Annotated in this window: 19 protein-coding genes; 12 read left to right on the top strand and 7 right to left on the bottom strand. The window is 66.0% G+C overall.

Annotation, left to right across the window (positions count from 1 at the left end; genetic code table 11):
• Positions 1-360 precede the first annotated feature (360 nt).
• Positions 361-1,164 (top strand): DUF5694 domain-containing protein, encoded by an 804-nt coding sequence (locus J2X06_RS07800; RefSeq protein WP_310060500.1) that lies wholly within the window; start codon positions 361-363, stop codon positions 1,162-1,164.
• 36 nt (positions 1,165-1,200) lie between these two features.
• On the opposite strand, the gene J2X06_RS07795 is transcribed toward J2X06_RS07800, so the two are convergent.
• Positions 1,201-1,407, bottom strand: coding sequence for a DUF2092 domain-containing protein (locus tag J2X06_RS07795; protein ID WP_310060497.1), 207 nt, complete (start codon positions 1,405-1,407; stop codon positions 1,201-1,203).
• 353 nt (positions 1,408-1,760) lie between these two features.
• On the opposite strand from J2X06_RS07795, the gene J2X06_RS07790 reads away from it, so the two are divergent.
• The 8 genes from J2X06_RS07790 to J2X06_RS07755 all read left to right on the top strand — a co-directional run bounded on the left by J2X06_RS07790 (position 1,761) and on the right by J2X06_RS07755 (position 18,594).
• Positions 1,761-3,296 (top strand): M4 family metallopeptidase, encoded by a 1,536-nt coding sequence (locus tag J2X06_RS07790; protein ID WP_430539547.1) that lies wholly within the window; start codon positions 1,761-1,763, stop codon positions 3,294-3,296.
• 96 nt (positions 3,297-3,392) lie between these two features.
• Positions 3,393-11,228, top strand: coding sequence for a hypothetical protein (locus tag J2X06_RS07785; RefSeq protein ID WP_310060489.1), 7,836 nt, complete (start codon positions 3,393-3,395; stop codon positions 11,226-11,228).
• A gap of 158 nt (positions 11,229-11,386) precedes the next feature.
• Complete coding sequence (locus tag J2X06_RS07780; protein ID WP_310060487.1) at positions 11,387-12,607, top strand: TIGR03032 family protein; 1,221 nt, start codon at positions 11,387-11,389, stop codon at positions 12,605-12,607.
• Positions 12,604-13,101, top strand: coding sequence for a hypothetical protein (locus J2X06_RS07775; protein WP_310060484.1), 498 nt, complete (start codon positions 12,604-12,606; stop codon positions 13,099-13,101). The genes J2X06_RS07780 and J2X06_RS07775 overlap by 4 nt, the downstream gene beginning before the upstream one ends.
• A gap of 48 nt (positions 13,102-13,149) precedes the next feature.
• Positions 13,150-13,680 (top strand): hypothetical protein, encoded by a 531-nt coding sequence (locus J2X06_RS07770; protein ID WP_310060481.1) that lies wholly within the window; start codon positions 13,150-13,152, stop codon positions 13,678-13,680.
• Between the two features lie 108 nt (positions 13,681-13,788).
• Complete coding sequence (locus J2X06_RS07765; protein WP_310060478.1) at positions 13,789-16,428, top strand: LuxR C-terminal-related transcriptional regulator; 2,640 nt, start codon at positions 13,789-13,791, stop codon at positions 16,426-16,428.
• A gap of 60 nt (positions 16,429-16,488) precedes the next feature.
• Positions 16,489-17,430: an MBL fold metallo-hydrolase gene (locus tag J2X06_RS07760; protein WP_310060475.1), complete on the top strand. Its 942-nt coding sequence runs from the start codon at positions 16,489-16,491 to the stop codon at positions 17,428-17,430.
• A gap of 240 nt (positions 17,431-17,670) precedes the next feature.
• On the top strand, positions 17,671-18,594 hold the full coding sequence (locus J2X06_RS07755; RefSeq protein ID WP_310060472.1) for a TIR domain-containing protein: 924 nt from the start codon (positions 17,671-17,673) through the stop codon (positions 18,592-18,594).
• A gap of 16 nt (positions 18,595-18,610) precedes the next feature.
• Here the strand turns inward: J2X06_RS07755 and J2X06_RS07750 are convergent, their stop codons facing one another.
• The 6 genes from J2X06_RS07750 to J2X06_RS07725 all read right to left on the bottom strand — a co-directional run bounded on the left by J2X06_RS07750 (position 18,611) and on the right by J2X06_RS07725 (position 23,948).
• Complete coding sequence (locus J2X06_RS07750) at positions 18,611-20,035, bottom strand: nicotinate phosphoribosyltransferase (RefSeq protein ID WP_310060469.1); 1,425 nt, start codon at positions 20,033-20,035, stop codon at positions 18,611-18,613.
• A 54-nt stretch (positions 20,036-20,089) separates the two neighbouring features.
• Entirely contained in the window at positions 20,090-21,097 is a 1,008-nt protein-coding gene (locus tag J2X06_RS07745; RefSeq protein ID WP_310060466.1) for a bestrophin family protein, read from the bottom strand.
• Positions 21,098-21,129: 32 nt separating this feature from the next.
• Entirely contained in the window at positions 21,130-21,642 is a 513-nt protein-coding gene (locus tag J2X06_RS07740) for an Ohr family peroxiredoxin (protein WP_310060464.1), read from the bottom strand.
• Positions 21,643-21,754: 112 nt separating this feature from the next.
• Positions 21,755-22,525, bottom strand: coding sequence for an SDR family oxidoreductase (locus tag J2X06_RS07735; protein WP_310060461.1), 771 nt, complete (start codon positions 22,523-22,525; stop codon positions 21,755-21,757).
• A 134-nt stretch (positions 22,526-22,659) separates the two neighbouring features.
• Positions 22,660-23,706 carry a LysR family transcriptional regulator gene (locus tag J2X06_RS07730; protein ID WP_310060458.1) on the bottom strand — a complete coding sequence of 349 codons (1,047 nt, stop codon included), beginning with the start codon at positions 23,704-23,706 and terminating at the stop codon, positions 22,660-22,662.
• A 5-nt stretch (positions 23,707-23,711) separates the two neighbouring features.
• Entirely contained in the window at positions 23,712-23,948 is a 237-nt protein-coding gene (locus J2X06_RS07725) for a sigma factor-like helix-turn-helix DNA-binding protein (RefSeq protein WP_310060456.1), read from the bottom strand.
• A 210-nt stretch (positions 23,949-24,158) separates the two neighbouring features.
• Between J2X06_RS07725 and J2X06_RS07720 the strand changes: the two genes are divergently transcribed.
• The 3 genes from J2X06_RS07720 to J2X06_RS07710 all read left to right on the top strand — a co-directional run bounded on the left by J2X06_RS07720 (position 24,159) and on the right by J2X06_RS07710 (position 25,583).
• A complete protein-coding gene (locus J2X06_RS07720) occupies positions 24,159-24,638 on the top strand; it encodes a carboxymuconolactone decarboxylase family protein (protein ID WP_310060454.1) in 480 nt (159 codons plus the stop codon).
• A gap of 98 nt (positions 24,639-24,736) precedes the next feature.
• Complete coding sequence (locus J2X06_RS07715) at positions 24,737-25,150, top strand: cupin domain-containing protein (protein WP_310060452.1); 414 nt, start codon at positions 24,737-24,739, stop codon at positions 25,148-25,150.
• Positions 25,151-25,172: 22 nt separating this feature from the next.
• Entirely contained in the window at positions 25,173-25,583 is a 411-nt protein-coding gene (locus J2X06_RS07710) for a cupin domain-containing protein (RefSeq protein ID WP_310060449.1), read from the top strand.
• The last annotated feature ends 17 nt before the right edge of the window (positions 25,584-25,600 follow it).

Genomic DNA, 25,600 nt, shown 5'->3' with positions numbered 1-25,600 from the left:
AGTTCCGCACTGGCGGCGGCTGGGGTCATTTTGGCCTGTACCCATACACCATTGATGGCGGCACAGTTAAGCCAGTACGCGGTGGCTGTGACGCCACTGGTAGCTCGCCTATCAATTAGCCGCTTCGCAGCTGGGCTGTAACCTCCGGGACCGCCAACCAGGACGATTACGCAGAATCCGAAGTTCCAAAGCTTGCCAGTCACGTACTCAGCGATATGCACTGTGCGCACTCATCCGCCGAACGGGAATGTGCGCTTGGGCCAGACCTTATCGCGGAGGGAAATCGACGAACGGTGGCGTGAGTCACTACGTCCTTGCATAAACTAAGGAACAGGTTCTACAGATCAATCGGAAGTTCACATGAAACGCTGGGGGTTCCTGCCCTGCCTGCTGCTGGCCGCACTGTCGGCCCATTCCGCCGAGCCGGCGCAGGTGCTGTTGGTCGGCACCTACCACTTCTCCAATCCCGGCGCCGACCTCAGCAACGTCGAGGCGGTGGACGTCACCAGTCCCGATCGCCAGGCCGAGTTGCAGGCGATTACCGACGCGCTGGCGAGGTTCCGTCCCGACTACGTCGGCGTGGAATGGTCGGCGTCGGATACCGATACTGCCTATGACCAATACCGAGCCGGCACGTTGCCGCCCTCGCGCAACGAGGTGGTGCAGCTGGGCTTCCGGCTGGCGGCACAGCGCAAACTCAAGCGCGTGCACGGCCTGGACGTGCCGGGCGACTTCCCGTTCGAGGCGGTGCAGGCCTGGGCCAAGGCGCACGGCCGCGGGCCAGATCTCGCGAAGCTACTCGAGCAAGCCATGGCTATTACCGGTCGGATCACTGCGCAACAGCGGGACAGCAGCATCGGTCAGGTGCTGCGTTCGATGAACCAGCCTGGCGAGATCGCCGCCGGCCAGGGCTTCTACACACAAATGCTGCGCTTCGGCGACGGCGATGACCAGCCGGGCGTCACCCTCAATGCCGAGTGGGCCAAACGCAACCTCGCCATCTGCGCCCGCCTGCTCCAGAGCCTGCCGCCGGGGCACCGTGCGGTAGTGTTCTACGGCCAGGGCCACGCGTACTTGCTGCGCCGCTGCATCGCCGAGGCGCCGGGCGTACAACTGGTCGAAGCCAATGACTACCTACCCGACACCCCGCGCGTCGCGCGCTAAGCACCGGGCATAGTTCCTACATGGTTCGGGACTGAATCATTTTGTCGGCCGTGTGAGCGGTGGTCCCGGTACCGGATCGCTGTCCGCGATTTCCGATAGTTCAACTCTGTCGACGTTCTCTTGCGGCGTAAAACGGAAGACATCATCCGTGGATTGCGTCGTCCCCCAGCTGAATTCCGCCGCGTAACCGGGCAGACCCGCATCCGCCGCGTCGACCATGACGAGCTTGCAAGGCAGATTCATGTAGTCCGACGCCTCGTGATCGCCTGTGAAGCGGGGAGCGCAGGTTGAATATCTCGGGGAGCGCGCAATACCACGACGGCCTCCCCCTCACGGCGCGGCGCGGGTAGCGATCATCAACGAATAAGGGCAGTCCTTGCAGCGCCCGGCGATGGCGGCACGCCAGACGGGCCTGTGGGCACCTGAACACGGATTCCCCTGAGCCGAATACAACAAAACTTCGCTGAATGGGTCAGCCCCTCCCGCCGTGGGAGGGCACCTGAGAGAGCCGCTATTGGTTCACTTGCCCTTCTCGCGAATTAGCGATGGACCCCCCGCCATCCGAAGTCGCCAAACCCAGGGGTATGTCCATGCAATTGAAGTCCAGGTTGTTCTCGGTAGCGGTTCTGGCAGCGTTCGGCGGCAGCGCATTCGCGGCCCAGCCTCCCGTCGTTGGCCGTGCTCTCGGCTTGATCCGCAACCACGCCGCGGTGACGCGTGCGTCCGTCAACGACGCTTTCCAGGCGCGCGACGTGATCGTCGACGCCAACGGCACCGAACACGTGCGTTTCGACCGCACCTATGCCGGTCTTCCGGTGATCGGCGGCGACGTCGTCATGCATTCGCGCAACGGCCAGCTCAAGTCTGCATCTGTCGCGCAGCGCGCCGTGCTGAACCTCTCCACCAAGCCGAAGCTGGCCGCCAACGACGCCGTCGTCGCCGCGGGTACGGAATTCGGCTCGGACTTCGCCGGCGCGCCGCAGCGCTCGCTGGTGGTCTATGCACGCGGTGCCGGCGCTGCCCGCCTGGCCTGGCAGGTCAGCCTGAGCAACAGCCGTGCTGACATGACCTACATCGTCGACGCCCAGAATGGTCGCATCCTCGATCGCTGGAGCAATCACGAAACCGCCGCCGCTTCCGGCGTGGCGAAGACGATGTACTCGGGCGACGTCACGTTGACCACCAATTCGCTCTTCAGCGGCTTCGAGATGCGCGATCCGACGCGCGGCAGGATGTACGTCATCGACGCGTCCAACAGCCGCACCTCCGGCCAGATCTACAAGGACGCCGACAACGTCTGGGGCAACTACGCCCTGTCCGACGCGGCCACGATCGCCGCCGACGCGCAGTACGGCGCCGCGACGACCTGGGACTATTACAAGACCATCCACAACCGCAACGGCATCGCCGACGATGGCAAGGGTGCCCTCACCCGCGTGCACTACGGCTTCAACTACGCCAACGCCTTCTGGAACGACGCCTGCTTCTGCATGACCTACGGTGACGGCAACGGCACCACGGTCGGCCCGCTGGTCTCGCTCGACATCGCCGGCCACGAGATGAGCCATGGCGTCACCTCGCGCACGGCAGGCCTGATCTATTCGGGCGAGTCCGGCGGCCTCAACGAAGCCACCTCGGACATCTTCGGAACGATGGTCGAGTTCCATGCCAACAATCCGCAGGACACCCCCGACTACCTGATCGGCGAAGAGATCTACGCCGCCAACGTGCCGGGCAGTTCCAACCAGCGCGCCCTGCGCTACATGTACAACCCGATCGCCGACACCCGCTCGCCCAACTGCTACGCCAGCGACCTCGGCAACCTGGACGTGCATTACTCGTCAGGCGTCGCCAATCGCTTCTTCTACCTGCTGGCCGAAGGCAGCGGCGCGAAGACCTTCAGCGGCGTCAACCACGCTGCGCCGACCTGCAACGGTGGTTCCGTGGCCGGCCTCGGCCGCGACAAGGCCGGAAAGATCTGGTACCGCGCGCTGACGGTGTATTTCACCTCCGACACCGGCTACGCCGCCGCGCGCGTCGCCACGATCAACGCCGCCAACGACCTGTACGGCATCGGTTCGGCCGAAGCCAACACCGTTGCCGCCGCCTGGTCCGCGGTCAGCGTCAACTGAGTCTCTCGTTCGGCATGAAGCGGCCCCCGGGGTGGGGCCGCTTTCGCCATGCCGTGCGCTGAATCCACATACAGCAAGCAGTAGTCAGGGGAAGTAATGAACGGATCTGCCAGCAACGCTCGCCAGCGCCAGGATCGCGCCCACGCGGCCCCCAAGGTCGCGCCCGTAACCCGCGCCATCCGCTCCGCACTCGCCGTATCGGCCGCGGCGCTGGCCTTGTCCGCCCCTGTCGCCGGCATGGCCGCGGGTGCCTGCAGCTATGACACGGCCAGCCATGCATACGCATGCCATGGCGGCTTCAATCAGTTTAGTCAGACCGTCGCGGACACGAACTTCGTGCCTCCAGTCGACCTGACCGTGGTGCCGGGCGACCAGTCGCCCACCAGCGTCAACTCGGCGGCGACCGGCATCAATGCCGCCTGGACTGGCGATGTCTCGGTTCTCAGCTACGCCGGCACCGTCATCGACACCAACGGCGGTGTCGAGGCGTGGGATGTCGGCCGCGTCTATGACGTCACGCTCGTCGAAGGTGGCGATGCGTTCGCTGGCGCCGCCGCCGGAATCCACGACTTCATCGCCGGAAATGCGTTCTCGCTCAGCGGTGACATCGGCATCGACAACCAGGCGGATGACACGTTCGCGGCGAACCTCGGTGACGTCAACGCCCTCATGGCGATCGACAACAGCACCGACATCAGCGTCAGCGGCTACGGCAACGTGTTCGCCCTCGATATCTTTGACGGATATAGCGCCAGCCTCGACAACAGCGCCAACATCAGCGCCGACGCCGGCGTGGGTGCTGGCTATTGGGGCACTGGCGCCTACGCGACCGCGGTGCGGATCAACTCCATGGAGACCGTCGTATCCAACGACGGCGGCATCAGTGCAACGGCCAATGCCGATGGCTACTATGCCCGGGCCAGGGGGGTCTACGCCTTCGGCTATTCGGTCGGGCCAACCGTCCATAACGAGGGCGACATCCAGGCCGCCGCCCAGGCGGACGACGGCGTGGCGCGTACAAGCGGTGTCTACTCCTTCGGCTACGCCGCTGGGTCGACCGTCGACAACGCCGGCGACATCCTGGCGAGCGCGCAGGCGCACGGCGGTTCGGCATATGCCAGCGCCATCAACTCGATCGCTTACGGTTACAGCGGTGGTCGCGACGCTACCGTCACCAATACCGGGACGCTCTCCGCAGAAGCCGACGCCGACTTTGCCGTCGCGCTGACCGTTTTCAATCTGGCGAGGGGCCGGTACGGGAACGCTTATACCGATAATGCCAGCGACGGGAAGATCTACGCCGAAGCCATCGGTGACTACGTCACTGCCGAGGCCGTGAACAACGGGGCTGTCCGCTACGGGAGTGCGGCTACGTCCAATGCCGGCGGCATCTACGCGACGGCCAGTGGCACGTCCGGCGCACGGGCGGTCGGCGTAATCAACTATTCCACGGGGTCCTTCGCCACGGCGGACAACGACGGCTCGATCTCCGCAATGGCCACGGCCACCGCCGGCCGAGCCTTCGCAATCGGTGTCGAAAACAACTCCGACCTGTATAGCGCGAATACCTACAACGCCGGCAACATCAGTGTCCACGCCGATGGCAGCGCGGGCGCCTCGGCTGCGGGTGTGCTCAGCACGGCTGGCAAATCGTCCTACGTCCTCAACGAGGCCGAAGGCGACATCGATGTCGTTGCGAACTCGCAGAGCGGCTTGGCGCTCGCCTTCGGCGCTTATGTTTCCGCCCCTGAAGTGGCCACCCTGCTCAACTACGGCGACATCTCCGCCCAAGCGAACAGTGCGGGCTGGTACGCGTATTCCTATGGTGCCCTCATTCTCGGCAGCGCCGCGGGCATCGGTCTGTTGACCAACGGCGGCAACATCAGCGCCGACGCCTCGGCGACGGGCGGCGGTACGGCGTTCGCCACGGGCGCGTACGTGACCTCGGAAGTGGCGACCATCTTCAACGACGGTAGCACCGTCGTTAGCGCCAGCAGCGATGGTGACGGGGGGATGGCGGTTGCGACGGGCGCCAAGATTTATGGCGTCAATTCGGCCATCTTCAGCTATGGCGACCTGACGGCCAGCGCCAGCGCCAACGGCTACGGCAGCATCGCCACGGCAGCCGGCGCCTACTCCTTCGGCCTGCTCGATTCGTCCGTTTACAACGCCGACGACATCCACGCCAGCGCCAGCGCAATCGGTGGCGAGGCGTCCGCACTGGGCGCGGGCTCCATCGGTTACTACTTCGGTTCCTCCGCCTCCAATACCGAGACCGGGACCATCGTCGCGGAAGCCAGCGGAGATCACGCTGCCGCCACCGGCATGGTCAATGTGTCGGTCGTCTATGGAGACGCGGTCACCACCAACCAGGGCAGCATCAGTGCCGCCGCCGACGGCGTTCTGTCGGCCACGGCGACCGGCAGCTACACCTTCGCCCCGTACACCGCCAGCGTCCTCAACAGCGGCTCCATCACCGCCCGTGCCGATGTCGATAGCGGCTTCGCAGTCGCCTATGGCGTGAACAACGTGTCGAATCAGTACTCCTATCTCACCAATGAGACCGGAGGCGTCATCGGCGCGGTCGCCAACGCGCAGGACGGCTACGCGCTTGCCATGGGCGCCTATGTCAGCGGTGGGAACCTGGCCTCGCTGAACAACTACGGCGCCATTTCCGGCCGGAGCAGCAGTGTCAATGGGGACGCGACTGCTTACGGGGCTTTGGTGAGCGGAGGCTACGTCGGCGTCGGTCTGCTGATCAATGGCGGCGACATCAGCGCCGACGCGTCGGCGGCCGGCAATGCGCATGCCACCGGCGCGTTCGTGTACGCGGACGTGGCGACCATCTTCAACGACAACTCCATCGCTGCCACCGCCGCCACCGTCGACGGCCAGGCCGTTGCGACGGGCGCGGGGGTCTACGGCAGCAATTCGGCCATCAACAACTACGGCGACCTCACCGCCAGCGCCATCGCCGACGCCGGCACCGCCATTGCATACGGCGCCGATTCCTTCGGCTACACCGGCGCCTCCTTCTACAACGCCGCCGACATCCGGGCCACTGCCTCTGCGGACGGCGGCCTGGTCAGCGCAACCGGCGCTTCCTCGGTGGGCATCTTCACTGCGCTAGCCACCAACACCGGGACGATTTCCGCGGAAGCGACCGGCGGAGAGGCCAGCGCCAGGGGCCTGTACAACGCGTCGGCGTTCGACGCGATCACCGTCAACGAGGGCAGCATCAGCGCCGTCGCCGACGGCACGCTGGCAGCGTACGGCCAGTACGAAGCCGTTGCTTTCGGCGCCTATAACCTGGCCGTGTACTACGACTCGATCGTGGACAACAGCGGGTCCATTTCCGCCTCGGCCTCGGCGACGACCGACATCAGCGGCACCTACGGGTTCCTGGTGGCAAAGGCCCTGGGCGCAGTGGCCGTGAGCATGTACGGCTATGGCGAAACGACGATCACCAACTCCAACAGCATCACCGCCTCGGCTGAAACCAGCCAGGGGTATGCGGGATCCTGGGGCGCGGTAAGCCTGGCGGGCGTGTACGGCAGTGCATCGATCGAGAACGAAGGTTCGATCTCGACCTACTCCAAGACGGACATCGGCGTGGCCGACACCATCGGCGCCTATGTCAGGTCGATTGCGGGTACCTCCTCGCTCGTAAACCACGGCGACATCAGTGCCAATGCCCGTGCCGAACGCGGCATCGTCAACGTCTCCGTCAATTATGCGGACGCCACCGGCGTACAGTTGCTGGCTCCGTACGGCAGCGGCGAAGCCACGCTCTCCAACTACGGCCGCATCGAAGCGAACGCGTCCAACCTTGGCGGTATCGGCTACGCCACCGGTGTCCAGGCGTACGCTACCTACACGTCGATCCACAACGCCGCCGACGCGAGCATTACCGCGACCGTCGATGCCGAACTCTTCGGCGGCGCATTCGCGCTTGGCGTCGAGGCTGGCGGCTTGTACCACGTCGAGGTCGTCAACGACGGCACCATCACCGCCTACGGCCATGCCAACGCGTTCGATACCTTCTACGGCGCCTCCGGCGCGGGCGGCATCGTCGTCAACGCCAGCATGCAGGGCGATGCCCTGGTCGTGAACAACGGCGACGTCAATGCCATCGCCATCGCCGAGAACAGCATCAGCTGGGCCCAGGGTGGTGCCGGCGCGACTGGTATCTACGCCTACGCCAAATACGACGCGGCCATCGTCAACGCGGGCGACGTCACCGCCATTGCAGACGCCGAATTCGGCAACGTCGCCGCCTACGGCGTGATCGCTCGTGGCAAGTACAGCAGCCACGTCGTCAATGAGGCCGGTGCCAGCATCGTGGCATCGGCTTCCGTCGGCAGCCTGCAAGACGACCAGAATGCAGGGCGCGCCAGCTCGTTCGGCACCCAGACCTTCCGCGGCGGAATGGAATACGCCATAACCTACAACGCGGGCAGCATCGTGTCCCACGCCGTCGTTACTCCGGATGGATCGGAGATGCCGATCGGCAGCGTGGCCACCGCCTTCGGCAGCTCCATCGGATATAACTCCGGGATCGCGAATGGAACGATCAACAACGTCGGCAGCATCGAGGCCGCCGCGAGCGCCGACTTCGGCTACGCATCGGCGTACGGAACTTTCGTGCGCAATCAGGACGAGTCCGTCACCACCAATACCGGCGACATCCGTGCCAGTGCCTCGGCGGCCGGTGGCAATGCCTGGGCGGTCGGCAGTTATGCGTTCGCGCTGCACCAGACGGTCACCTACAACTGCGACCAATACACCTGCGACTGGGACAATCCCATCATCGAGGTGGTCGGCGGCAATTCGCTGATCGACAACAGCGGCGACGTCATTGCCACGGCGAACGCGCTGGGCGGCGTTGGCCACAGTTACGGCGCTGTGGCGCTCGGCGCGCTTACGGCCGGCATCACCAACGCCGGCCACATCAGTGCCGTTACTGACTCCGATGACGCCCTCGCCGTCGGCGCCCTCGCCAACAGCTTCTACGGCGATGTAACGCTGCTGAACAGCAGCGTCATCGGCGCCAAGGCCACTGGCGACATCGCCGGCGCCAGCGGCGTGGTCGTTCACGGCGCCTACGGCGTCCAGGTCGACAACACCGGCTCGATCGTTGCCGGGGCCTACGGCCTGGCCGCGACCGCAACCGGCGCATCGCTGGAGTCCGACGGCACCCATGCACTGGCCAACGCCGGCACCCTCGGCGCGATCGCCAAGGGCGACGATGTGCTGGCCACGGGCGTGCAGGCCAATGGCTTCCAGACGTCGCTCTCGCTGCAGAACACCGACACGATCTCGGCCTCGGCTACCGGTACCACGGCCGCCGACGCGTACGGCGTGCTGCTGTCGGGCACCGGCACCCTTGCGTTTGACAACTCCGGTTCGATCGTGGCCACCGCGGACGGCGCGAATGCCTTCGCCACCGCCGTGTCGATGGAGGCCTACGGCAGCACCCCGCTGACCAATACGGGCACGATCGGCGCGATCGCCAAGGGCGGCGATGTGCTGGCCATGGGCATGCAGGCCAATGGCTTCCAGACGCCGTTCACGCTGCAGAACACCGGCACGATCTCGGCCTCGGCCACCGGCACCACGGCCGCCGACGCGTACGGTGTGCTGCTGTCGGGCGCCGACAGCCTGCAGTTCGACAACACCGGCTCGCTCCTGGCCACCGCCGACGGCGCGAATGCTTTTGCGACCGCCGTTTCGATGGAAGCCTACGGCAGCGCCACCCTGACCAACGCCGGCACCCTCGGCGCGATCGCCAAGGGCGGCGACGTGCTGGCAGTTGGCGTGCAGGCCGATGGCATCCAGATGCTGCAGAACACCGGCACGATCTCGGCCTCGGCCACTGGCACCACGGCTGCCGATGCATGGGGCCTGACGCTGGCAGGAACCGCCGGAATCGCGTTCGACAACACCGCGTCGATCGTCGCCAGCGCCAACGGCGCCAGCGCAAACGCGACCGCCGTGTCGATGCAGAACGCCGGCAGCAACCTGATGAGCAACACCGCCACCATCGGTGCGATCGCCAAGGGGGGCGATGCGTTTGCCACGGGCCTGCAGGCCAGCGGCTTCGACGTTCCGTCCTCGTTGCGCAACACCGGCACGATCTCGGCCTCGGCCACCGGCACCACGGCCACCGGCGCGTACGGCGTACTGCTGTCGGGCACCGGCAGCCTGCAGTTCGACAACACCGGCTCGATCGTCGCCACCACCAGCGGTTCGAAGGCTTTCGCGACCGCCGTGTCGATGGAGGCTTACGGCAGCACGTCGCTGACCAACACGGGCACGATTGCCGCGATGGGCAACGGCAGCCGCGTGGCGATCGCCTCCGGCGCTTCGGCTTCGCTCTCGATCGCCAACAGCGGTTCGATCATTGGCGCGATCACCTCCGGCGATCTGGACGACCGCTTCGACAACGCCGCCGGCGCCAGTTGGCTGGCCGTGGGCACGTCGAACTTCGGTGCCGGCAACGATCTGATCGTCAACCACGGCGCCATCTCGATGAACGGCGCCAACGTGGGGCTGGGCGCGGGCAGGAATGCCTTCGACAACTTCGGCACGATCGTCGCGATGGGCGACAACACCATCGGGATGGCGCAGCCGTTCCGCAACAACGGCGTGGTCGAGTTCCGCGACGGCGCGCCGGACGACGTGCTGACCATCGTCGGCGACTTCGCTGGCCAGGGCACCATCAACCTCGACGTCAGCGCGCTGCACAAGACCAGCGACCACCTGTATGTCGGTGGCGTGGTGAACGGCTCGACCTCGCAGACCATCAACGTCGACCTGAGCACCCTGCCGGGCGCACCGACCGTCGACATCCCGCTGGCATTCGTGGGCGGCAACATCGAGGCCGGCAAGTTCGCGCTGGGCAACGTCCGTTATGTCCCGTACGACTTCCTGACCGTCGACTTCAGCCTCAAGTCCCAGGCCGGCGCGACTGCAGCGGCGCAGGACGTGCTCTCGCTGGGCATCGAGGTCACCGGCGTGAACGACACCGGTTCGACGGCGGCTGCCCTCGCCCCGGGCGCGCAGAGCCTGCTCAACGCCCAGATCGGCACCTGGCGCCAGCGCATGGGCGTGGTGCCGCGCAACGGCGGCGACGTCGGCGTGGCTCCGTGGGTGCGCTACTTCACCCAGAGCGGTGACGTCGATCCGAGCCACGGCGGCAACTTCGGCGCGGGCGGCGACTTCGGCTTCCATCAGTCGAACAACGGCTGGGAGCTGGGCGTGGATACGCGCATCGGCGAGCAGTTCGCGGTGGGCGTGCTGCTGGCCCAGTCTGAAGGCAGCCAGCGCCTGAGCAACGGCGCCGGCAGCGACCGCCTCGACGGCGACGGCTACGGCGTGTACGGCACGTGGATGGCCAACGCTTTCTACGTGGACGCCTCGATGCGCTGGCTCGACATCGATGCACGCCTGCGCTACCCGGCGGGCGAGCTGAAGGCTGATGCCTCTGCCACGGCGTTCAACGTCGAGGCCGGCTTCACGGGCTGGTCGTTCTCGGGCATCAACCTCGTACCGCAGGCGCAGTACACGCACACCGACGTCGACGACTTCTCGCCGCTGGTTGCCGAGCAGGCCACCTTCGTTCACCACGGCGGCACCTCTTCGGTCGGCCGCCTGGGCATGGCACTCGACAAGAGCTTCGACGCGTCCAACTGGGTGCTGACGCCTTACGGCTCGCTCAATGCGATCCGCGAGTTCGACGGCGAGTTCGACTACACGGTCAACGGCGGCTTGCAGGGCAACACCAGCACTGAAGGCACCAGCGCGATGGTCGAGCTTGGACTGGGTGCCCGCACGGGCGGTCTGTCGATCACCGGCGGCGCGAACTGGACCGACGGCGGTGCAATGCAGAGCGTCACCGGCGGCCAGCTGGTGGTGCGCTACGACTGGTAAGGCAGCAAAGCGTTCCGGCGGCCGCGTGCCGCCGGAACGGATTCGAGTCCGGCGGCGATGAGCTGCTCGGAAAGTGGTCACCGTCCGACGGCACACGCCATCGGAAAGAGGTTTTAGCAACCCCGACCGTTGTGGCCGGGCATTGAGGAGTAGCAGTAATGGCAAGAAAGAGTTCGAGCAAGCAGGGCACGGAAGCGAACGAGACCGCAGCGCAAGCGGTGAGCGCGGAAGCGACCGATACGGCAGCACAGACGGTGAGTGCGGAAGCGACAGCCGCTGCAGCGCAGCAGGCGCCGGCTGCGGCCAAGCCGCGGGACCTGACCCAGCTGAAGGTCGAGAAGACGTGCTCGCGCGGCCTGGCCCAGTGGCTGGCCAGCAACCGCATCTCGCTCGGCATCTCGTCCTACCAGTCCGGGCGCCTTTACCTGGTCGGCAGCGACAAGCAGGGCCGCGTGTCGTTCTTCGAGCGCATCTTCGAGCGCGCGATGGGCATCGTCGGCAACGCCCAGCGCATCTACCTGGGCAGCCTGTTCCAGCTGTGGCGGTTCGAAAACGTGCTGCGCCCCAACGAGGTGATCCACCAGCAGTTCGACAAGTGCTACGTCCCGCGCAACGCGCAGACGATCGGCGACGTGGACATCCACGAGCTGGGCATCCGCAAGAACGGCAAGGTGGTCTTCGTCAACACCAAGTATTCGTGCCTGGCCGAACTCAGCCAGACGCACAGCTTCAAGGCGATCTGGAAGCCGGACTTCATCAGCAAGCTCGCGCCCGAGGACCGGTGCCACCTGAACGGCCTGGCCATGGTCGACGGCGAGCCGAAGTACGTCACCGCGGTGTGCAAGAGCGACAGCGTCGACGGCTGGCGCGAGCGCCGCCAGGACGGCGGTGTCGTCATCGACATCACCACCAACGAGATCGTCTGCGAGGGCCTGTCGATGCCGCATTCGCCGCGCTGGGCGAACGGCAAGTTGTGGGTACTCAACGCCGGTACCGGCCAGTTGGGCTGGGTCGACTTCGAAAACAAGAAGTTCGTGCCGTTGGCGTTCTTCCCGGGCTTCCTGCGCGGCCTGTCGATCGTCGGCAACGTTGCTGCGGTCGGCCTGTCCAAGCCGCGCAACCAGCGCTTCGAGGGCCTGCAGCTCGACGAGGAACTGCGCAAGCGCGACGCGGAGCCGTGGTGCGGTGTGCAGATCGTGTCGCTGACCAACGGCGACGTGATGAACTGGATCCGTTTCGATGGCGACGTCACCGAGCTGTTCGACGTCACGTTCCTGCCGAACGTGCGCAACCCGATGATGGTCGGCCTGCGTACCGCGGAGATCCGCGAACTCATCACCTTCGAATCCGACGTGGAAGCGGAGGCCGCCGCAGCATGAACATTTCCAGGCTTTCCACCTCCATGGTCGCACTCGTGCTCGTTGTGGGCTCGTTGCACACGGCCGCGCGCGCCGCTTCGCCGAAGCCGGCCGCGGTGCAGGCGTCGGCGATGCGGCCCGTCGCGTCGCAACCGGCCGCCAAGCAGAATCCCGGCGAGCAGGCCTTCACCGCGCTCGACACCAACCGGGACAAGGCCTTGTCGCTGGCGGAATTCCAGGTCGGCTATGCCCGCATGCAGCAGGCGATTGCCATCGAGCTGCGCCTGCGTGAGCAGTTCCAGTCGGTCGACAGCGACCGCAGCGGCGCGATCGAGCCCACCGAGTACGACAAGCTCGCGCTGGTCAAGCGCGCCGGCGCGCTGGCGCCGACGCTGTCGACCTTCGACGGCAACACCAACCGCAAGCTGGAGTTCGCGGAGTACGTGGCGGCAGTGCGCGCGATGGCGACGTCGCAGCAGGCTGCCGCGCAGAAAGCGGCCCCGGCCAAGAAGTGAGCCAGGCGCACGCCTGCCCTAGCCCAACGAATATAGCGAGTAACTGAAATGTCGTTCGACATCATTCCTGTCTGGAACAACGTCACCCCCGAGCTCACCACCGAGCTGGTCGAGCTGTGGGGACGCCACGGCGCCATCCCTGACGCCACACGGGCCGCCGCCCGCGCGCGCCAGGCCGTGTGCATCGCCCGCGATGCCGACGGCGCGATCTGCGCCGTGGGCACCGCTCTCGTGCGCGTGCTGCCGCGACTACGCCAGCCCATGTACTACTACCGCCAGTTCTTCTCCCCGGACTTCCGCGGCCAGGGCAAGGCCATCGCGTTCTTGAACCAGGCCCGACAGCTGCTGCAGGAGCACAACGCCGGACTGGAAAAGCCCGAGAGCCTGGGCGTGCTGCTGGAACTGGAGAACCGCTTCCTGGCGACCCACTACAACCGCGCGTACGAGCCGTCGGCCGACTCGACGTTCATCGGCTACTCGCCCAAGGGCCTGCAGCTTCGAGCGTCGTATTTCGAAGATGCGCGACTGTTGCCGCCGGTAGCGCTGGTGCAACGGCGGCAGGTTGCCAAAGCCGCGTAATCAAAGCCCATGGACTCGGTGGAGGCCGCCCTAGAGCGGCCACGGACGCCAGCTGGACAATCGGGTAATCTGCGGGCTCGCGGTCTCGCCCGGTCCAGACGTCCCGTCATGTCCGAGTCCGAAATCATCCTCAAGATCACGCCGCCGCGCCTGTCGCGAGCGGCGATCGATCGTGAGCGCCTGCTGCAGTTCTGGGATGCGGTGCACGAGCGCACCGCGATCCTCGTCGCCGCCCCTGCCGGCTTCGGCAAGACGACGCTGCTGCTGCAATGGCGACGCCGATGGCTCGAGAACGGGGCCGTCGTCGCCTGGCTCGGTTCCGACGCCGAGGACGATCCCGCCAGGTTCGTCACGGCCCTCTCACGGTCGGTTCGCAGCGCGAGCGGCAGAAACGATCGCAGCCGCCGCTACGGCATCGAGGCGCTGACCGACCTGCTGTCCGAAATCGCCCAACGCGGCGCCCAGACCGTCATCATCATCGACGACGCCGAGCGCCTGCCGGATGCGACGCTGCGCGACCCCGTCCAGTACCTGCTGCTGAATGCCCCGGCGAACCTGAGCGTGGTGATTTCCTCGCGCGTGGCGCTGCCACTGCAGGTCGCCGAACTGGCGGCGAAGGGCAAGCTCGCGACGCTGTCTGCAGAGGATCTGCGCCTGCGCTTCGAGGAGTCGCTCGCGATCCTCGAGAAAAACCTCGGCCCGCGCCTCACCCTGGACGAGCGCGCGCTGCTGCACGAGGCGACGGAGGGATGGCCGATCGGGCTGCAACTGGCGATCGCCTCGGTCGAACATGACGCGGACCCCAGCTCGGCCGTGCGCACTTTTTCGGCCCGGCGCGGGCACCTGCAGGACTATTTCGTCGAGTCGATGCTGTCGCGGTTGCCGCCGTCGATGGTCGCGTTGCTGACGCGCATTTCGATCCTCAACAACATCAACATCGAACTCTGCGAACTGGTCAGCGGTCAGCCGGACGGCGCCGCGCAACTCGAACGGCTCATCAGCGAGACCCCGATCATGATGGTCGGCGAAGATCGCGACTGGATCCGCCTGCACTCGCTAGCGCGCGACTTCCTCCTCAGCCGATTCGAGCAGTTGCCTGCCGCGGAACGGGCCCAACTGCATGGGCGCGTCTCGCACTGGCACGCCGATCGCGAAAATTTCCATCAGGCGGCCCACCACGCGCTGGCGGCGGGTGATGAAGTGCTTGCCCAGGGCTATGCGGCCCGGTCGCTGTGGACGCTCGGCGTGCAGGGCAAGGTCGTCGAGGCCAAGGAATGGCTTGAACGCATTCCCGCGGCCGTGCTCGCCCGCGATGCGGAGCTACGGATCAGCGCAGCGATGATCCTCGCGGTTACCAACCGCCACGAAGAAGCGCTGGCGATCGCGCGCGAGGTCATCGACGATCCGTCCGCGGCACCGTCGCTGCGCGTGTCGGCCCTGAGGGCCGCCACCGCTGCGGCAGCTTATGCCGACCACCTTGGCCTGGTTCCGTGGGTCCTGGCGAACTGGAAGCCGCTGGTGAATGGCGTCGCAGAGCCTCTGTTCGCAATGGCATACCTCAACGTCACCGCTCTGTCGGTGCTGCATGCCGGAGGCACCCGTGAGGTGCGGGAGCTGGTGGCTCAGGCGTTGGCCCACGGCGATACGGGTTCGTTGAAGCTGGCCGCCGGATTCTCGCGAGTACTGCGGGGCGTTAGCCATCTGTGGGATGGCGAGCCCGATCTGGCGGCCGCAGCAATACGTCCCACGCTTGCGGAGGTTGACGCCGAGCCGGACGGACGCCGCAGCATGATCGCCTGCCTGCTTGCGTCCGTGCTGGCCGCGGCCCTGCAGCGGCAGGGGGAGCCCCTGGCCGCGCAATCCCTGCTCGCCAACCGGCTCGACGTGATCGAGCGTTGGGGCTTCCCCGACAACATAGTGTTGGCGTACCTGACGCTGGCACGGATCGCTCTCAGCGACGGCGACGAGCAGCGTGCGCTGCGGACGCTGGAAGGATTGGACGCGCTGGCCGCTCGCGAACGCCTGCCACGCCTGTCCGTGTACAGCGTGGCCGAGCGCATCCGCATCCATGCGCTGCGCCACAACCACGAGACCATCGCCGCGCTGACGCGTCAGCTGGACGCGATCGCCACAGAGTTCGAACGCGAAGAGCTACGCCCGCTGCGGCCAGAAATCCAGCTCGTGTCTTCGGTCGCCAAGGCCGATGCCGCGCTCATGCGCAATGACGTGGATGAAGCCGAACAACTGCTGGATGCCGCCGACGCCCTGGCCACCCAGTTGCACCGCGGCGGTGAAGCACGCTCGGTGATGGTGCTGCGTTCGGTCGTCGCCTGGAAGCGCGGAAGCGAAGAGGCCATTCCGCTGCTCAGGGAGGCCATCAATCTGGCCACGCTGGCCGGGGACGGTTGGCTGCTGACCCATGCCCACCCGCTCGCGCTGGAGATGGCCAGCAAATGGGAGGCCGGCATCATCGACCCCAAGCACGCTCGGGCTGTGAAGCGCGAGGGCGCCGCGCCACCCGCTGCCGTCAGGTCGGTCCCGATCCACAATGGCGTGCTGACCTCGAAGGAATCCGAAATCCTGAGCCTGATCGCCCGTGGCATGTCGAATAAGTCGATCGCGCTTGTCCTGGACATCAGCCCGGGAACGGTGAAGTGGCACCTGAAGAACATCTATCTGAAATTGTCTGCCAGCACCCGCAGGCATGCGGTGGACAGAGCACGCCTGTTGGGACTGATCCAGCCCTGACACGCGCACGGAAAGAATAGACCTCGCGTTTCGCGGCCCACTCCCAAATCGAGGCACCCCATGCTCCGCATCCAGTTCTCAATGCTGATGATCGCGCTGCTGGCTGGCGCAACGCTGTCCGGATGTTCGAAGCCGCAGCCCGCCGCCACAGGCACTCCGGTCGCGCCCGCGGCCACGCACCCGGCCGCCCATTCCGACGTGTTCCGCTTCCGGATCGGCACGCTCGACGCCTTCGCACTGAAGGACGGCGACATCGACGTCGCAAACGATGGCAAGACCTTCGGCATCGGTCAGCCGAGCGACCAGGTCGCCGCGCTGTTGGCCGCCGCGGGACAACCGACGGACGTATTGCACCTGAGCATCCAGCCCCTGTTGGTCCGCAGCGGCGCGCGGATCCTGTTGTTCGACACCGGCGCGGCGGGTGCCACCTTCGCGCGCGCCGGCCGCCTGCCCGCTTCGCTACGAGCCGCCGGCGTCCAGCCGTCACAGGTCACCGACATCTTCCTTTCGCACCGGCATCCGGACCACGTCGGCGGTCTGCTGACTCCCGAAGGCGCGCTCGCCTTCCCGAATGCCACCATCCATCTGTCGATACCCGAATGGGAGGCCCTGAAAGTCAAGGCCGATGTCGCCACCCTGGTTTCCGCGATCACGCCGAAGGTTGCGACTTTCCAGCCAAATGCAGCGATCCTGCCGGGCTTGGTCACCGCCGTGGCCGTCGACGGCCACACGCCAGGGCACAGCGCCTATGAGATCGCGTCGGGCAATGAGCGCTTGCTCTACATGGGCGATGCCGCGCACCACTACGTGATCTCGGTGCAGCGCCCGGACTGGACCGTGCAATACGACCAGGATGCACCGCTCGCACAGGCCAGCCGGCGCGCACTGCTGCAGCGTGCTGCCGACGAGAACCTCCACGTCTACGCGGTGCATTTCCCCTTCCCCGGCCTGGGACACATCAAGGTCCAGGGCGATAGCTTCGTGTGGGTGCCCGACCGCTGAGCTAGGCAGTCCTCGCCAAGGGCCAGCAAGTCTCCAAGGTCGTCGGATTTCACGACATGCAGATCACGACGTCGCCAGTAAGTTGGCGATCGAGGCGCTATCGCAACCGGGCGATTGACGGTGCGGAACTATCCAGGTTTCTTTAACCTGGGCGACACCCGCTCGGTTCGTGGCCTCACCTGGATGCGCGCATCGGCAACAGCCACGGACCCGGTCAAACCGCCTGTCGAGAGGAAAAGGATGGACAAGCCCCGCATCTTCCTGGGCTCATCGGCAAAGCAGGCCAAGCTCCTGCAGGGACTGACGCGCGGTCTCCAGGACGTCGCGCATGTAGAACCCTGGACTGATTCATTCAATCCCGGGACCACGACGCTGGAGCGGCTCCTCGAACTCGTGCGCGAGGTCGATTTCGCCGCCTTCGTGTTCGCTCAGGACGACTGGACCACCAACAGCCCGGCCCCTTCCGATCCCAACGCAGCTGGCCAGGCTTCTCCGCGAGACAACGTCGTCTTCGAGGCCGGATTGTTCGGCGGCGTCCTGGGAATGCGCCGGACTTTCATTCTCCACGCCGGCGGCGCAAAACTTCCCAGCGATCTCCTCGGCCTCACCTGCATACGGTACGAGGCGGCGATAACCGCTGCCGAGATGCGGAGCATCAACCAGCAACTTCGCAAGGCGATCGAGAGCGAGGGCCGCATCGCCGGCGTCGAGGGCCTGTGGTGGCAGTTCTCCTTGACCGAGCGCTCCGAGGAGCTTTCGGCCGTAAGCCTGTTGCGGATCTCGCGGGATCGCGACGGGATGCTCGAAGTGAACGGCCGCTCGTGGCAGGCCGATGGCACGCTGTCGGCGCGCTACTGGAGCGAAGCGGCAAGGGAAAAGAAGGACCCGCCCGGCGTCTTTTACTACTGGAAGGGCGAACGCCCCAGGCAGCCGAATGCGCCCCGATTGGACGGGACGGGAGAGATCCGGATGGAATCCGCTGATCGCGCAGCCGGTAACTGGACCTCTTCTTCGGACGCCAACCCGAACGTCACACGCACGTCGGGCATCTACCTGCGCGCCGATCCCGAGGACCTGGTCATCCTGGATGGGCCCGACGCCGGGAAACGCGCCCAGCTGCTCGCCGAGCGCCTGGGGTATTGGGAGTCGATCAAGGACGCGTGAAAGTGCAATCGGTGCACTAGAGCCGTGTGCCGTCGGCGCGACTGCGAACCTCGGCAAAGGTCCAGTCGTGGACGAGGCGTCCGTTTTCCCACACCGTCACCATCGCATCGTCATAGCCCAACGGCTTGACCACATCGGCCACCGATTCGGCTTCGGGCGGCACCGGCACGGTCTGGAAGGTGCCGAACTCGCGGTGCCGCAGCAATGTCATGCGGCCACGCTTGCTCTGCTTGCCCCTGTCGGTGACCGGGTCCTTGTAGACGTCGATCCAGCGACCGTCGATGCGGGCGGCCGAACACTTGAGGGCGAACTTCTGCGTGTCCCGGTTGAGCTGCTGCAGCAGCCCTCCGCCCATGCCGAAGGCCAGGTTGTCGGTGGCGTATCCGGCGCTGGTCGCACGTTCGAGGATGGCGCGGATGCTGTTCGGGTTGATGCCGTCGCCCTGGATCACGCGGACATGGTTCAGCACCTTGTAGCCCTTGCCGTTAACGGTGTGGCCGAAGGCTTCGTCCAGCAGCACCAGACATCGGTGCACCACGTCCACCGGATCGCCGGAGTCGGGACGCACGACCAGCGTGGCGCCGGATTTAATGACCTCGTCCCTGAGCGTCCGGCCCCAGTGCTCGCGTATCGCGTGGTAGATGTCATAGCTGTCGGACACCACCGCGACGACTGAACCCGGCTTCGCGAACTGCCGCAGCATGTTGCGATAGGCCTCGACCTCGTTCTCGCGGCCCCAGCTGGTGATCGTGCTGTGCTCGGCCGCGGGGATCGAGAAACCGGCCATCGGCTCGTGGTAGTACGCACGCGCCGCCAGCACGCCCGACACGGTGTCAGTGCCCATGAAGTTGACCAGATGCGCCGAACCGCCCAGCGCGGCCGACTCGGCACTGGAGACGCCACGGGCGCCGAAGTCGTGCAGCTTGAACGGCAACTGCCCCGCCGCATCGTCGCTGGTGCGTTCGAGGAACTGCCGGATCGTCTGCTTGGCGTGCCAGCTGATGGTCGCCACCGTGACCGGGTACCACAGGCGCAGCAACATGGTCTCGAGGTAGGAAGGCACCCAGTACGCATCGGGATCGGTCGACTCGATCGTCACCAGTGCCTGGTGCGTCGGAACCACCGTGCCTTCGGGCACCGCGCGAATGCGGATCGGCATGTGCCCGCCATGCCGTTCGATGACGTAGTGCCAGCCGGCTTCGTTGAACGGCTCGCCGTGGGCGGCGAAGAAGTCGCGGGCTTCCTCGATATCGGCCTGCGTGACCGGCCTGGCCAGGTATTCCTTGAGAATGGCCTGCAGGCCGTAGAACAGCGTGCGGTCGTAGAGGCCGCCGCGGGACTCGACATAGAAGAACGTCGCGTCGGTACCCGGCGGATACTGCAGCCAGTGGCTGGCCTTGTAGCTGTCGGTGTTGAGCAGGATGTTCCTGAGACATTGCATGACGCAAGCAGACTCCCTGAGGGTGTGACCGGCGGTGTGACCGTGCGGCAGCTTCTATACCGCGATGTCGCCTTCCAGCGTGGCCGGCGCCGGCACGTTGGCCTCGCCGAGCATCTCCCGCATCTCCATCTCGATCTCCTGGCAGATGTGCGAGATCGGCACGTCGTTGGCACCACCCTCGAACGGGTTTTCGGTGCTCTCCCCGACCTGGTCCAGCGAGGTGTACATCCACAGGATGAGCAGGCTCAGCGGAACGCTCAGCCAGACCATGTTGCCTTTCGCCCAGCCGTCGACGACATCGTTCAGGCGCTCGAACTCGCCGATCATGCTGAAAGGAAGCAGGATGCACAGGATCCGCACGAACAGCGAGTTGATGAAGGCGTGCTGGCGCGGGAAGGGAAAGTTCTTGATCCGCTCGCTGCGGCTTTGCTGCTCGATCAACTGGCGCACCGTCGCCTGGAATTCGCAGAATTGCTGCGTCGTCAGACTGCCTTCGGCCAGCAGCCCGTTCATCTGCCTGCTCTGCAGCGCGAGCACCCGCAATGCCCGGCTGTTCGACATCAGCACCTCATCTGTTTCCCCGATCGGGAGATAACGGATCAGCTCGGATTCGAGCGTCTGCTCGCGCTCAGGAATCGCGTACCGGCGCTGGTATTCGACGTTCTGCGCCTTGCCCATGGTTTCCCACGCTTTCACGTCGCGCATCTGGTGGCGCAGCGTGGTGAGCCAGGCCAGATGCCGATAAACCAGCTGGCGGGCAAGCCCAGGGTCGGCGACATAGTCCCGGCACATCGCGCCCCACATGCGGCTGCTGCTTACGATCGATTCCCATACCTGCAATGCCTCCTGCAGGCGGTTGTAAGCCTGGGCGTTCTTGAAGCCCGCCGACAGCGCAACCGTTGCGCCCAGCAGGAACACGATGCCCCATGGGATCGCCAGCCACTTCAGGCCGGCGAGCTGGTAGAGCGCCACCGGCGCGACGCTGAGCACGGCGAGCACGTAGATCGTGCGGCGCGTCCACGCAAGGAACTCCGGGAGTTTGTACGATTTTCCGATATGCATGGACCGTTACTCCTGGAAGGGTTTTCGTCGCGCTATCGAGGCGGCTCGTGTTCGTGGGCCACCGCCACCACGTGATCGATGCCATCACGGAACATCTTGGCGTAGGGACAGATGCGCTCGGTATTGCGGACCAGTTCGGCGGCGAGCGCCCGGTCGACGCCGGGCAGGCTGACGCGGATGTCGGCCGACAACAGGAACAGCCCGTCGACGGGGTCGCGCGCGAACGTCACCGCCGCGTCCACGACCGGATCCGTCAGCTCCACGCCGGCCCGGCTCGCCAGCAGCGTCAGCGCGCCGTGAAAGCAGGCGGCATAGCCCGCTGCGAGCAGTTGCTCCGGGTTGCTGCCACCGCCCGGGCCTCCGAGCTCGATGGGCATTCGCAGGTTCACGTCGAGGGCACCGTCGTCCGACTTCACCACCCCCGAAGCGCGCCCGTGCCCCGCTTCGCCTCCGGTCACCCGCACGCGGCCGGTATAGAGCGCCAGGGCTTCCTCGCCGTAGTACTTGTCGAGCAGGTTGGTCGGTGGCGGCTGCAACGGGCTCATGGGATCGTGGTGTCCTTGTCGTGGGGGTTGGGTGCGGCGCGGCCATGTCGGTCGCGTCGCCTACCCTGCATTTCCATGCGCACTCGGGCCGGGCGCCCGTAACGCTTCGTGCTTACGCGCGCTTCGCGTTGCTCGCGTACCCGGATTGTTCGACCCAGCGCTCCAGGTTCATGGCGCCCTGCCAGGACGAACCTGCCGGCACCAGTGTGTCGCGCTCCAACTCGGCGCCGAAGTAGCGGGCATGCGCGTCGCCGACGACGTCGCGTGTGTCCTGGATGATGCTCATGAAGCGCCGCGCGAGATCGGACATCGGCTCGCGTTCCGGCCCGGCGATCTCGACGTTGCCGTTGGCCGGCGGACTCAGCGCCAGGCGCGTGACCGCATCGGCCACATCCTCGGCGGCGATGGGCTGCACCAGGGCAGACGGCAGGCGCACCGTGTCGCCCTCGACACCCGACTGGATGATGCTGGGCAGGAACTCGAAGAACTGGGTCGAGTGCACGATGGTGTACGCAATCCCGGAGGCCTTGATCAGCTGTTCCTGCGCGAGCTTGGCGCGGAAATAGTCGCTGGACGACAACTTCTCGGTGCCGACGACGGACAACGCCAGGTGATGGCCGACGCCTGCCCTGGCTTCCGCGCCCAGCACGTTGCGCCCGGCGGTCAGGAAGAATTCCAGCGGCGCTTCGCCCTGGAAAGTCGGCGAATTGGCCAGATCGATCACGGTGTCGGCACCGGCCATCGCGGCGTCGAGCCCTTCGCCCGTCAGGATGTCGATGCCCGTCGACGGCGCCGCGACGACCACGCCATGCCCTTGCCCGCGCAGGCGCGAAACCACCTTGCTTCCAATCAATCCGGTACCGCCGATGACGACGAATTTCATGTTCGACCTCTTTGTGTCTGGGACCGCCGCCGGGAACCCGGGGTGAAGAACCAACGATAGGAGCCTGCCCTGCCCTGCAGTAGCCATCGACCCGGATGCACGGTGTTGCCTGCAGTGCACCAATCGACCGCGGGTCACGCAGCGGTCGCAACCGGTTCCTCGCGCGGCGCACCGACGGTTGCGCACTCGGTAATGCTGGCCATCTGCGGGGCGCAGTCGTGATGCATGGCGCGCACCTGCGTGGTGATGAAGTCGATGAAGGCGCGGATGCGCTTGGGCAGCTGGCGGCGACTCAGGTAGCACAGATAGTGGCCGCGGTCATCGGGCGCGAACTGGCCCAGGCAGGCCACCAGTTCACCGGCGCGCAGCGCATCGCAGACCTGGTACGCCGGCATCTGCGCCAGCCCTTGTCCGTCCAGCAGCGCCTGCAGCATCAGGTCGTCGTCGTTGAGCACGATGTCGCCCGACGGGGTGATGCAGCGGGCACGGCCGTCGACCTTGAAATTCCAGCTGTCCAGGCGGCCGTTGGGAAGGCGGCGGTTGATGCATGCATGATCGTGCAGGTCGTCGATCGACTCGGGGAGACCATGCCGGCGCGCGTAGTCCGGCGAGGCGCAGACCATCATCTGCATGGGAATGAGCTGCTTGGCGATCACCTGGCTGTCGTCCAGCCGGCCGTCGCGGAAGGCGACGTCGATGCGGTCGACGGCCAGGTCGGCGGCGCGCTCGTCCAGCATCAGCTCGATGCCGATGCCGGGATAGCGCATGCGGAACTCATGCATCAGCGGTGCCAGCACCTTGCGCCCGAAGCCGTGCGGCGAGCTGATCCGCAGTTGCCCGCGCGGCGGCCCATCGCGCAGGTCGCGCATCTCTTCCAGTGCCTGCAGGATGCGCTCGACGCCAGGGCGGCAGTTCTCGAAGAACAGTTCGCCTTCGGCGGTGAGCGAGGTGGAACGCGTCGTCCGCGAGAACAGGCGTGCACCCAGTTGTCCCTCCAGTTTCTGCACGCTCCGGCTGACCGCCGAGCGGCCGACGCCCAGGCGGTCGGCCGCTCGCGCGAAGCTGCCTTCGGTGGCGACCGTGATGAACGCCATGACGCCGGCATAGCTGGCGGAAAAACTGGACGTCAACGCATCCTGGCGCTCCGACGGGGTCTGAACGGACGGGGGGATCCGGGTCATTGCGTTCATTGCAGGGGGGCCTTTTTTGGTTCAACCAGCAGCTGTATGAGGGGCAGCGCATGCTCGCGGGCGTACTCGACGTGGGCACGGCAGGCGTCGGCCGGCAGGCCGATCAACCTGGCGATATCGTCGTAGCTGGCCTCGAAGACTTCGTGCAGCAGGAACGCCACGCGAACCTCCGGCGGCAACCTGTCCAGCACGGCCGTGAACAGGTACCAGACGCGATCGGCGCTCGAAGGCATGGCAGCGGATCCCGGGGCGTTGGGTGTGGTCATACATCAAGGACGATCCAGCGACCCGGTCTGTGACACGGCCCTGCATTGGTGCGCCGCGCTCAACACTGCGCGTCCGTCCGGCGATCTACCGGTGCATCGCGACGCTGCCTAAATTGGCCTCAAGCCGGGCGGCGCCATGCCAACCCGCCCTCCCCCACCATGAACGGAGAGTTCGTCATGAGCCAACGCCTCGATTACCAGAAACAATCTCCCGAACTGCTCAAGAAGTTGGTCGAGTTCAGCCTGCTGACACACAAGTCGTCGATTGAACAGTCGATCCGCGACCTGGTGAACATCCGCGCCTCGCAGATGAATGGCTGCGCGTTCTGCGTCGACATGCACATCAAGGAGGCCACCATCCACGGCGAGCGCCCCCTGCGCCTGCACCACGTCGCCATCTGGCGCGAGTCGCAACTGTTCAATCCCCGTGAACGCGCGGCCCTGGCGTGGACCGAAGTGCTGACGCACTTGCCATCGCAGGGCGTGCCGGACGACATCTACGAGAGCGTGCGCACGCAACTGTCCGAGAAGGAGATCGTCGACCTGACGTACGACATCATGGCGATCAACGCCTGGAATCGCATCAGCGTCGGCTTCCGCTCCGAGCCGGGGACCGGCGACAAGCTCTACGGGCTGGACAAGGCAGGGCTGTCCTGAGGATCCAGCGTTCCTGATGTCGAACCCCTGGGCGCTGCGTGCGCCCGGCGGGATTCGATGCATCCCCACCTCACGTCGGAAAACGCAGGAGTCACCCAATGCGCATTCACCATTCACTGAGCCTGGCCGCACTGCTGTGGTCGGGCGCTGTAGCCGCCCAAGGCCAGCAAGCCCATGACGCCCCACATCCCATCGTCACCCCGGTCATGACCCAGGCGCTGCCCGACTATCCGGGCAAGGAAGCGCTCGTCCTCACCGTCAACTACCCGCCGGGCGGCGCTTCCGCGCTCCATCACCACGACGCAAACGCATTCGTCTATGTGCTCGAAGGCTCCGTCGTGATGGCCGTGAAAGGCGGCAAGGAAGTGACGTTGACGCCCGGGCAAAGCTGGAGCGAAAAGCCCGGCGACGTGCACACGGTCTCGCGCAACGCCAGCCAGACCAAGCCCGCGAAGTTCGTCGTGTTCATGCTGAAGGATGCCGGAAAGCCCGCGGTGATCCCGGGCCCCTGACGGATACACAGGAGTCATCCCCATGCGCATCCATCCACTGAGCGTGGTTGCCCTGCTGTGGTCGGGCGCTGTAGCCGCCCATGGCCAGCAGGGCAACGACGCCCCTCCCCCCGTCGTCACGCCGGTCATGACCCAGGCACTGCCTGACTATCCGGGCAAGGAAGTGCTGGCGCTCGTCGTCGAATATCCGCCTGGTGGCGCCGACCCGATCCATCGCCACGACGCACACGGTTTCATCTACGTGCTGGAAGGCTCGATCGTGATGGGCGTGAAGGGCGGCAAGGAGGTCACGCTGACGCCGGGACAGAGCTTCCATGAAGGGCCTGACGACCTGCATACGGTCGGGCGCAACGCCAGCAAGGACCAGCCCGCCAGATTCCTCGTGTTCCTGCTGAAGGATGCCGCCAAGCCTGCGGTGATTCCGGTCCCCTGACCGCGACGGCGACGGCG

Origin of the sequence: Lysobacter niastensis (assembly GCF_031457115.1) — a bacterium.
GTDB lineage: Bacteria > Pseudomonadota > Gammaproteobacteria > Xanthomonadales > Xanthomonadaceae > Lysobacter_J > Lysobacter_J niastensis_A.
Note: the sequence above shows the minus strand (reverse complement) of the source record. Positions and strands in the feature narration are given on the sequence as shown.